At 61.5% G+C, this 10,221-nt stretch carries 8 protein-coding genes and 2 pseudogenes; 3 read left to right on the forward strand and 7 right to left on the reverse strand.

The window, feature by feature from the left end; all coding sequences use genetic code 11:
* Positions 1-24 precede the first annotated feature (24 nt).
* The 4 genes and pseudogenes from ACEN84_RS08540 to ACEN84_RS08555 form a co-directional block, all read right to left on the reverse strand.
* A complete protein-coding gene (locus tag ACEN84_RS08540) occupies positions 25-1,266 on the reverse strand; it encodes an ABC transporter permease (RefSeq protein WP_413710564.1) in 1,242 nt (413 codons plus the stop codon).
* Positions 1,263-1,952 carry an ABC transporter ATP-binding protein gene (locus ACEN84_RS08545; RefSeq protein ID WP_413710565.1) on the reverse strand — a complete coding sequence of 230 codons (690 nt, stop codon included), beginning with the start codon at positions 1,950-1,952 and terminating at the stop codon, positions 1,263-1,265. Before ACEN84_RS08545 ends, ACEN84_RS08540 begins: the two co-directional genes overlap by 4 nt.
* Positions 1,952-2,413: a hypothetical protein gene (locus tag ACEN84_RS08550; RefSeq protein WP_413710566.1), complete on the reverse strand. Its 462-nt coding sequence runs from the start codon at positions 2,411-2,413 to the stop codon at positions 1,952-1,954. The genes ACEN84_RS08545 and ACEN84_RS08550 overlap by 1 nt, the downstream gene beginning before the upstream one ends.
* 85 nt (positions 2,414-2,498) lie before the next feature.
* A pseudogene (locus tag ACEN84_RS08555) lies at positions 2,499-4,248 on the reverse strand (alkaline phosphatase).
* A 111-nt stretch (positions 4,249-4,359) separates the two neighbouring features.
* Between ACEN84_RS08555 and ACEN84_RS08560 the strand changes: the two are divergent.
* The 3 genes and pseudogenes from ACEN84_RS08560 to ACEN84_RS08570 all read left to right on the forward strand — a co-directional run bounded on the left by ACEN84_RS08560 (position 4,360) and on the right by ACEN84_RS08570 (position 6,709).
* Positions 4,360-4,549, forward strand: a pseudogene (locus ACEN84_RS08560) (hypothetical protein).
* A 111-nt stretch (positions 4,550-4,660) separates the two neighbouring features.
* Complete coding sequence (locus tag ACEN84_RS08565; protein WP_112718105.1) at positions 4,661-5,695, forward strand: aspartate-semialdehyde dehydrogenase; 1,035 nt, start codon at positions 4,661-4,663, stop codon at positions 5,693-5,695.
* A 189-nt stretch (positions 5,696-5,884) separates the two neighbouring features.
* Positions 5,885-6,709, forward strand: a complete 825-nt coding sequence (locus ACEN84_RS08570; protein WP_413710567.1) for a lytic transglycosylase domain-containing protein — start codon at positions 5,885-5,887, stop codon at positions 6,707-6,709.
* Between the two features lie 57 nt (positions 6,710-6,766).
* On the opposite strand, the gene ACEN84_RS08575 is transcribed toward ACEN84_RS08570, so the two are convergent.
* From ACEN84_RS08575 to pdxY, 3 genes are all read right to left on the reverse strand, one after another.
* Entirely contained in the window at positions 6,767-8,356 is a 1,590-nt protein-coding gene (locus ACEN84_RS08575) for a GGDEF domain-containing protein (RefSeq protein ID WP_413710568.1), read from the reverse strand.
* 91 nt (positions 8,357-8,447) lie between these two features.
* Positions 8,448-9,089 carry a carbonic anhydrase gene (locus ACEN84_RS08580; RefSeq protein WP_112718099.1) on the reverse strand — a complete coding sequence of 214 codons (642 nt, stop codon included), beginning with the start codon at positions 9,087-9,089 and terminating at the stop codon, positions 8,448-8,450.
* A 62-nt stretch (positions 9,090-9,151) separates the two neighbouring features.
* Entirely contained in the window at positions 9,152-10,030 is an 879-nt protein-coding gene (gene pdxY, locus ACEN84_RS08585; protein WP_130283005.1) for a pyridoxal kinase PdxY, read from the reverse strand.
* Positions 10,031-10,221 lie beyond the last annotated feature (191 nt).

Consider the following 10,221-nt stretch of genomic DNA (forward strand, 5'->3'; position numbering starts at 1 on the left):
AGATTGTCGCAGCCCGCGAACGCCTCAGGCGCGCAAGGCCTGCGCCGGAGACTGCCGGTAGGCAAGAACGGCGGGTAGAGCCGCAAGCAGCGCTCCGAAGCCGAGCAACAGAAGCGCAAGAAACACATCCTGACGCGCAAAGCCGACCGGCACCGTGATACCGCTGCTTGCACTGAAAAGGCCGGACAGCATCAGCGCGGCGCCATAACCCAAGCCAAACCCGCCAGCGATGCCGATCGCGATCAGCGCGAAGAACTCGCCCCAGACGATCCCGAAGATGGCATGCCGCGGCGCGCCGAAGGCCCGGAGAGCCCCGATCTGGCGCCGCCGCTGGCCGATATGGATGACCGTCACCAGAATGAGCGAAGCCGCAACCAGCCCCTGGGCGCCAGAAGCGACGGCAACGAGAATGCGTTTCGCATCGCCGAGCGTGGCATAAAGGTTCGTCAGGACTTCGCCTGGAAAAACCGCGACGGTGCTGCCGTTGCGGTAATCCTGCCGCAGCTTGTAGGCATCGGCGATCGTCTTCGGCTTCACCAGGATCGCAGGAACGGCGGGTGTTTCCGCAGACCAATCAGCATCAAGGTCATGATCTGACTCCGGCTCATGATCGTTATCATGCTCGTTATGACCGGCCTCGTCATGCTCCGCTTCCCCATGCGCCTCCAGCCCATGAATGTGCCAGACGGCCTGGATCGGAACGAGGATGGCGCGATCCCAGGCCGTTCCCGTTGCTTTCATTCGACCGGTCACGCGATAGACGATTTCGGTATGCGTGTGGCCGCCGGTTTCGGCGGTGCCATGCATCGGCTTTATCTCGGACCCAAGCGGCAGCGTGACAGCCGCGCCGACCACCGCCTCGGTTTCGGCAGCAAAACCCTGACCTTCGCTGAATCCGCCCGACAGATCCGCAGGCAGCGCAGTGCTCGTGCCGACGACCGGATAGCCGGAAAAGGAATCGCCGAAACCAACAGGCGACAGCCAGGCGACGCGCGGGTCTGCCGCAAGCTTGGCAAGTACTTCACCGGGCATCAGCGGCAGGGGTGAGGGCTGGAGGAAAATCGAAGACAGCACCAGCTGTGTTTCGCTGCCGCCGGCGCCGATGACGAGATCGAACTTGTCAGCAGCACGAGCACTGCCGAGGCGCAGCGCGCGCTCCTGCAGGATGACGCTGACGCCGAGCGCCGTTGCCAGCGCCACGAGCAGCACGACGACGAGCGAACCGGCCCACAGGCGCCGGAGGTCGGCCAGAATGAAACGGATCATGCCGCAGCCTCGTCCATCAGGGTGTCGTCGGCGATCCGTCCGGAGCGCAGCAGGATGCGGCGATCCATCCGGTCAGAAAGGCGCGTATCATGCGAGATGACGATCAGCGTGCCGCCTTCGGCGATCGCAAGATCGAGCAGCAGATCGCCGATAATGTGCCCAGTTTCGGCATCGAGGCTCGCCGTCGGCTCGTCGGCCACGATGACACCGGGCTTGCGCAGCAGGGCGCGCGCGATCGCCACACGCTGCATCTCGCCGCGCGACATCGTCTCGATTTTCTGACCGGGTCGCGGCAGCCCGGTGCGCGCCAGCAATTCGCGAGCCCGGGCGATGAGCACTGCATCGGCGACGCCCGACAACCGCGCCGGCAGGAGAACGTTTTCGATTGCTGAAATCCCGGGAAAGAGATGAAAGTCTTGCATGATCAAACCGATATTCGCGGCCCTGAAACGGTCGCGGCGGCTCTCGGAGAGGCGGCAGATATCCTCGCCATTCCAGCGGACGGATCCGCTTCCGGCGCGCTCCAGCCCGGTGACGATATTGACGAAGGTGCTCTTGCCGGAGCCCGAGGCACCGGTAATCGCTACCCGGCTTCCGGCCGCAAGAGACAACCGTCCGATCTCAAGCGCAGGCGCGCTCAAGCCCGGAAAGACCACGGACAGATCGTTGATCTCGAGAGCCAGCATCAGGCGATCGAATACTCGGCCTGCCGCAGGCGCAGGAGGCTTACAAACCCGGTTTCCGGATCTTTCCAGGAACCGTATTCCAGCACGCCGCGGACTTCGATCGTCTGGCTCGGCTGCACAAATGTCTGCTTCTCGTCGAGATAAACGACGACGATATTGTCGGGCCAGTCTGCGTCGGATGAGCAGAACGGGCAGAGCGACATCGGAATTTCGGTCAGCACGAAGAACGCAGCCTCGGCCTTCAGCGGCGGCGCCATGAAGCCGCGCATCGAAATCTCCTGGCCTGCCAGTGTCTTGACCTTGCTCGAGAATTCCAGGCCGAGCACGCCGAATTTGCCGTAGAGTTCGTCGAAGCTGAGTGTTGTATCCGCCGCGCGTGACATCGACGCCGCAAAGGGCAGCAGGCCGGCAGCGGCCATGAATGCGCGCCGGTTGAGAAGCGGGGCCAAAGGCTTTTTCATGCCGATCTCCATCAAATGGGTTCCCGGCCGTGACAGCCGGGAACGTGATTGGCGAAGAGAGGGGGACAGTGTCCCCCGCGATGGATCAGTTGGTCTGCTTCGCGCCGAGCGCGAAGGCATCGGCCAGCACGCGATAGACGTCGCTGCTGTTCCATATAGCCCTTGAAGCCTTCGGCGCCGGGGCCGGTTGCCTGCAGCACCACGTCGTCGACGGTGTGAGCGCCGGAAGCCTGGCTCTTCGGCAGGTTGCCCTGAACGAAGACGGCACCGGGGACATCCTTGTAGGCTTCGTTCGCGACGAAATCCTTCTTCTCGTTCTGAACCGCCGGAGTGAACGGATTGTCGAGCTTCGGACGGAAGGTTTCGTAGTGATCCGGATAGTTCGATACGAACATCGCGAGACGCTTGGAAACGTCGATATTGTCAGGATAGCCGTCGTTGTTTGCGTCGACATAGTTGGTAAAGCCGCGACCAGCGACCTTCTCGCGCATGTCGGTGCCTTCAACGGTGTCGTCGACCGTGCCGACGATGGTGATGCCGTGCGTATGGTCGCCGGTGACGACGATCATCGTATCCGGGTTGCTGGCAGCAAATTCCTTGACAACGCCGATTGCCTTGTCGAACTCGATCGTGTCGACGACAGCGCGCTCGTTGTCGAGCGGATGAGTCATCTTGTCGATATTCGCGGCTTCGACGACCAGAAAGAAACCTTCCTGGTTCTTCGACAGCGTATCGAGAGCGACCTTGGTCATCTCGACGAGACCCGGCTGTGCCGGGAACTTGCCGACAGTGCCCTTCCTCAGGAATTCACGGTCCAGCGTCGTATCCATGTTGCCGGTGTGGAACAGGCCGAGGATCTTGCCGTCGTTGGCGCCGGCAGCTGCCGAAAGTTCCGTCTTGTCGGTCGCAAGCTTGTAGCCGGCGTCCTGGAACATCTTGACATAGTCCTTGTCGTCCTTGCGCTTCGAGCCCGCGGTTGCCTGCGGCAGGAAGTAGGCCGAGCCACCACCGAGAACGACATCCGGCTTCACGTCGAACAGCATGCCGGTGATTTCGGCCTTGTCGTCGCGGCGGCGGGTATGGGAGACGACGGCAGCCGGCGTGGCGTCCTGGAGCTCCGAAGTGGTGACGATGCCGATCGACTTGGCGGTCTGGCGGCGCAGGGCTTCGCCGAGCGTTTCGACGCGCGGATCGTCGAGCGTATCGGGCGTACGGTCGGCATAAACGCCGAGCGAGTTGATGGCGCCCTTATGGCCGCTCATGTAGGCCGACATCGTATTGGCGCTGTCCGTCGTGATCGAGTCCGTCGCCGAGGTGCCGATGAAGGCCATACGGTCGAGATCGTCCATGTTCAGGCGGCCATTGGCCTTACCTTCGGTCATGCCCTTGGACATGATGCGGGCAGCAGTGCGATGCGCAACGGAAAGACCATCGCCGATCAGGAAGATGACGTTCTTGGCCTTCGGCGCGGTGCCGGTGCCGTAGACGTTCCAGGTGACCGACTTCTTCTCGTCACCGGCGGAAACCTCGACCTTGTACTCGCCGGGCGCGGCGATCGTCAGTCCGCGCAGGATGATGGCGGAACCGAGCGCCTTGTCTTCCTTACCCTTTTCCAGTTCTACAAACTTGGCCTCGCCCCCGAGAACCGTCTTGTAGTCCTGACCATTGACCGTGATATTGATGTCTTCAGCCTTGACCTGCTTGCCGAGCTCGACCTTGAAATCGAACGGCGAGCCGGCGAGAATCGTCGCACGGTCAAGCGGATAGACGGTGGCCGCCTGTGCGGCACCGGCAAGAATCGTTGTGGCCGCCAGAGCGGCAAAAATCATACGCATGGAAAACCCCCGTTTTCGTTGCAGTCAATAAACAACGGGCCGGGGATAGCCGCCGGGGATGACATGTCGATGACATCGCTATGACAATCTGCCGCAGCCGCCGGGAGGCCGTTGGGCCAGCGCAAAAACCTTGACTCCTGTGGAAAACCTTTTAAGAGCAACGGCGGAAAAGGAATTATCCATGGTTCGCCGCGAACACGCCATTGCTGCATGCAATGACCGGGCACTGAGTGCCGGGATGGATATTGCCGTTCCGGTTTCTTCCAAAACCAAGGCCAAAACGACGACGAAAACCGTCTGACGTCTCTGGCCTGCCGCTCTCTCCCCGGCCCGGCTGGGGACAGGAAGCCGCGAGGATTTCGCGCCTTCCCCCCTCACCGGACAAGAGGAGAGAAGAGAAAGAGAGCTTAAAATGGGTTTCAAAGTAGCAATCGCGGGAGCAACCGGAAACGTCGGCCGGGAAATGCTCAACATTCTTTCCGAACGCGGCTTCCCCGCCGATGAAGTCGTGGCGCTCGCTTCCGCCCGCTCCCAGGGCACGGAAGTTTCCTACGGCGACCGCACGCTCAAGGTTTCCAACCTCGAAAACTACGATTTCTCCGACACCGACATCTGCCTGATGTCCGCCGGCGGCGACGTCTCGAAGAAGTGGTCGCCGAAGATCGGCCAGCAGGGCTGCGTCGTCATCGACAACTCCTCGGCCTGGCGCTACGACGCCGAAGTGCCGCTGATCGTGCCGGAAGTGAACCCCGACGCCATCTCGCTCTTCACCAAGAAGAACATCATTGCCAACCCGAATTGCTCGACCGCCCAGCTCGTCGTGGCCCTGAAGCCGCTGCATGACGCTGCCAAGATCAAGCGCGTGGTCGTCTCAACCTACCAGTCGGTTTCCGGCGCCGGCAAGGACGGCATGGACGAGCTCTTCAATCAGACGCGCGCCGTCTTCGTTGCCGATCCGATCGAGAACAAGAAGTTCACCAAGCGCATCGCCTTCAACGTCATCCCGCACATCGACGTGTTCATGGAAGACGGCTACACGAAGGAAGAGTGGAAGGTCCTGGCAGAAACCAAGAAGATGCTTGATCCGAAGATCAAGGTGACCTGCACCGCGGTTCGCGTCCCCGTCTTCATCGGTCATTCGGAATCGGTCAACATCGAGTTCGAAAACGAGATCACCGCCGACCAGGCCCGCGATATCCTGCGCGACGCCCCAGGCTGCCAGGTCATCGACAAGCATGAAAACGGCGGCTACATCACGCCTTACGAATCCGCCGGCGAAGACGCGACCTACATCTCGCGCATCCGCGAAGATGCGACTGTCGAGAACGGTCTCAACATGTGGGTCGTTTCCGACAACCTGCGCAAGGGCGCCGCTCTGAACGCCATTCAGATCGCCGAACTCCTGGTCAACCGCGGCCTCGTCAAGCCGCGCAAGCAGGCCGCCTGATACCGAATATTAACCATAGCTTGCTATCAGCCCCGCATGTCGTCAGACTTGCGGGGCTTTCCTTAAACAGGCAGACGGCAATCGCGCGGCAGACCGCCAATCTCGCTAAAAGGTGATCGTGACAAAATCACCCCCGGCTGGCATTCTGCCCGGCATTCCAGCGACTGCAGATCGAGATCGGGGTTTCTCATGCGCATGACAAAGTTCTTGGTGGCGGCCATCGCGGCGGTGGGCGCTTTCCATGTAGTTCCGGCAGCGGCCAATGCTGCGCAATGCGGCAATAACGGCGCTGGCTTCGATGCCTGGGTGCAGCAGTTCAAGCAGGAAGCTGCAGCGCAGGGCGTCAGCCAGTCGGTTCTCAACCGCGCCTTCGCCAACGTCGCCTACAATCGCCCGACAATTGCCGCCGACCGCGGCCAGAAGAGCTTCAAGCTCTCCTTCGACGCCTTCATGCAGAAGCGCGGCGGCGCAGCGATAATCTCCCGTGGCAAGGGCATGAAGCGCTCCAACCAGGCGCTCTTCACCTCGATCGAGCGCCGTTACGGCGTCCCCGCTGGCCCGCTGATCGCAATCTGGGGCATGGAAACCGGCTTCGGCAGCTATATGGGCACGCAGCACACCATGTCTGCGGTCTCGACGCTGGCCTATGACTGCCGTCGCTCCGACTATTTCACCGACCAGCTCTACGCTGCCCTTCAGCTCGTCTCCGAAGGCTATCTGAGCCCGCAGGCGCGTGGCGCCGCGCACGGCGAAATCGGCCAGACGCAGTTCCTGCCGCGCAACGTCGTCCGCTTCGGCGCCGATGGCGATGGCGATGGCCGCGTCGACATGGTCGGTTCGCGCGCCGATGCGCTGGCATCAACCGCCAACTTTCTCAAGGGCCACGGCTGGCGGGCAGGCGCAGGCTATCAGCCGGGCGAGCCGAACTTCGTCGCCATCCAGGGCTGGAACGCGGCAACGGTCTACCAGCAGGCGATCGCCTATATCGGCAAGCAGATCGACGGCGGCCAGTAAGCCGCGGCGACAGATTGATTGCAGACGAGATCGAAAGGCGCCTCATGGGCGCCTTTTTCATTTGGCTTCGGCTCGTGCCATCGGTTGCGGAACCAGTGAGCCCGCCACGACGCAATTGCGTCCGGAAGCCTTGGCAGCATAGAGCGCCATATCCGCCCGCTTGACCAGATCTTCGAAATGATGACCGCTGCCGGCTTGCGTGCGGCCGGCGCAGCCGAAGCTCGCGGTTACCACCAGGCTTTCTCCGCCCGGCAATATGATGACTGCACGCTCTATCGCCTCACGCACGGCTTCGGCAACGGCCGCCGCCTCATCCGGCGTCACATCGGGCAGCAGGGCGAGGAACTCTTCCCCGCCATGGCGCACCAGAAGGTCGAACTGGCGGAAATTATGCTTGGCGACAGCCGCAACGTGGCGCAGCACGATATCGCCGACGTCATGACCATGGATATCATTGATCTTCTTGAAATGATCGAGATCGAAGAGCACCACCGAGATCCAGCGGGAGCCGCTTTTGGCCTGCTCGAAGAGGGCGGCTGCAGCCGCCTCGAAGCCACGGCGGTTATAAAGCCCGGTCAGAAGATCCGTCTGCGCCGCACTGCGGAGCTCACCGACCAGAACCTCACGCTCCCGTGTCAGCCGCGAGATCATCCCAAGCCCTTTTGTGGCCAATGTCGCGACGACGCCAGCAAGCAGCAGCAAGCCGCCGCAGAGCACGAAAACCAGCATCACATGCAGGTGTGAGCGCTGCGCCAGCGTTTCGCCGGTGCGATGGATGTCCGCAGTCGCCTCGGTGATCTTCTCCTTGAGGAAAGCAATGCGGTCAGCCTGCGCCGCCGCCCAATCGTTGCGGACTTCCAGCGGAGGCCGCGCTTCGCGGGCCAGGATCGCATCGGTTACCGCGTCGGCACGAACCTGCTGCGGCAGTTTCATGTAATCGGTGATCGACGTGACGAGCGGGGACGTCGAGTGGAAGACCATATGGTCCATACCCTCGGCCTGCATCATCTTGCCCTGCACATAGAGGTCGCTGGAGCGCAGCGAATAGCCGTGCTCGCTCAGGTGACGCGTGCCGATGAATGTTAGCAGCCGCTCACCGTAATAGCTCAGCAGGATACCCATCAGCTCATTCGATTTTGCCAGCAGGACGGGATCCTGGATCAGCGGTGATAGCGCATCGACAACATCAAGCTGCTTCAGCGCCGCCTGCCAATAGACATAGCCCGGATCGCCCCCGGCATAATATCCGCGGTCGACAGCGGCGCGGATCGAAATGATACGGCTATAGGCAAGTGCGAGATCGGAGAGTTCGTTCTGGAGATTGCCATCGAGCATGCCTGCCGAGGGCAGGCTCATCTGGAATTTCCGGCGCTCCTCATCGAGCCGCGCGCGGCTCTGCTGCATGCTGACCGCATTGTCGGTACCGGGATGGGTGAGATACTGCCTGGTCGCAACGGTCTCGCCGAGGATCTCGTTCGCCGCGATCGAGCCACCGCGCGCCAGAACATCAGCGAAACGATAGTCTTTTTCCAGCGAAACATACTGGCGGAACGACGTGCGTACGACCAGAACGCCTTCGGCGATCATGAAGATGAAAGGCAGCAGGATGGCCGCGAGAATGATCTTGTTGGTCGTTTCGAACTTCATCGAAAGCCGCCGCAATCCGCAGGTTGAAGACGTGTTTCGATGAAATTCTAGCGGGATTCCCTAAAGAACCCATAAACCTATATGCAAAGGCCTATACGTCGGGACGGATGAAATCGCGCGTTTCGGCATCCATGACCCACAATTCGCCGGTCGAGATGTCGAACCAGGCGCCGTGAAGGGCGATCTTGCCCTCTTTTTCCAGCGCCTTGACCTCGGGGAAGGTCCTAAGATTGTTGATCGAGTTGCGGATCGAGACACGCTCGAGCGCCGTCTGGCGCTCGGTCTGGGTCATGACGTCGTTGCTGCCGATCTGCTCGGCGGCATCCTTGACGAGCGACATCCAGCGGCCGATGAAATCGCCCGGCGAAAGCGGTTCTGAGCTCGGATCGAGTGCAGCGCGGATACCGCCGCAGCGGCCATGGCCCATGACGACGATATCGGTGACTTTGAGCGCCTGTACGGCAAACTCGAGGGCAGCCGAAGTCGCATGGAAATGCCCGTCCGGCTCATAGGGCGGCACGAGATTGGCGACGTTCCGGATAACGAAGAGCTCGCCCGGGCCGGCATCGAAGATCAACTCCGGAGCCGCGCGGGAGTCGCAGCAGGCGATGACGAGCGTGGTCGGGCTCTGCCCGTTTTCCGCAAGCGTCTTGTAGCGGTCGCGCGCATCGGCATAGCGCCCGCTCATGAAGTTGCGATAACCGTCGAGAAGTGATCCAGGAAAACGCTGCATGACATTTCGATTAACGCTTGGCGCGGGCAAGATCAACTGCTGCAGTGCAAAATGAGTCGTTGCTATTGCTTGCGCCGCTGCGCCGGATGCATGAGGCGGCGCATCTGCACCATGGCCATCGGCGTGGCGAGGCTCGAAGCATCACTCGCAAGCGTCAATTCGTCGCTTCCGCGTTTGACGGCACGGGCAAGCACTTCATAGACGCTGGCCGTCGCCAGCTGCAGAGCCTTCTCGTCATCCATGCCCGAGAGCAACCGTGACATGAAGAGAGCGGCCAGGAGATCTCCGAGCCCATTCGGCGGATTGTCGATCGCCCGATGCTCGGCAAGCAGCGCGTGGCGTCCGGAAAGATAGAGATTGCCGATCCCGCCGCTCATCATCGGAACAGCCGAGGTGACCAGCATGCGCGACGGACCGAGCGACAGGGCCGCCTCCATGACGGCATTGTTGTCATCGAGCGGCGCGCCGGCCATCCAGGCGAGCTCGTAGCGGTTGGGTGTGGCGAGCGAGGCAAGCGGGATCAGGTGATCGCGGATCGCTTCCGCTGTTGCCTGCGGGACATAGAGACCGCCGAGATCACCCATGACGGGGTCGCAAACATAGAGAAGATCCGGATTGCCCTGCCGCAGCGAGCTGACCAGGCGGGCCACCGACTTGGCCTGCGCCGCATTGCCGAAATAGCCTGACAGCACCGCCTTCACCTCGCCCACCCAGGGCGCGCGGATCAGGTCATCGATCGCCGCATCGAAGTCGGCTTCGGCAAAGGTCAGCCGTGTGGAGCGGCCATGCCCGGGATGCCAGGGCAAAACCACCGTCGGAAGCGCCCAGACCTGATGTCCGAGCGTTTCCAGCGCGAAGACGGCGGCGCGATTGCCGACCGAACCGCGAACGACGTGACTGGAGATGACGATAACCGTTCCGGCAGCGGTATTTTCTGGCATGATGATGGTCCTGAACCCGATGCGCCGTTGATCCCCTTTTTGCGCCACAGCTGTCAACCGTTCTTCATCTCTGCGTGGAAAGGTCGCGAAGCGGACGGAGAAAACCGGAGACGACTTATTTTAGCTATTCGAGATAAGCGTCAATTCTTCCGGAAAGTGATCCAAACAGGGGCGAAAATGAACGAAAGCTG

It is taken from the genome of Rhizobium sp. Rhizsp82, assembly GCF_047325115.1.
GTDB lineage: Bacteria > Pseudomonadota > Alphaproteobacteria > Rhizobiales > Rhizobiaceae > Rhizobium.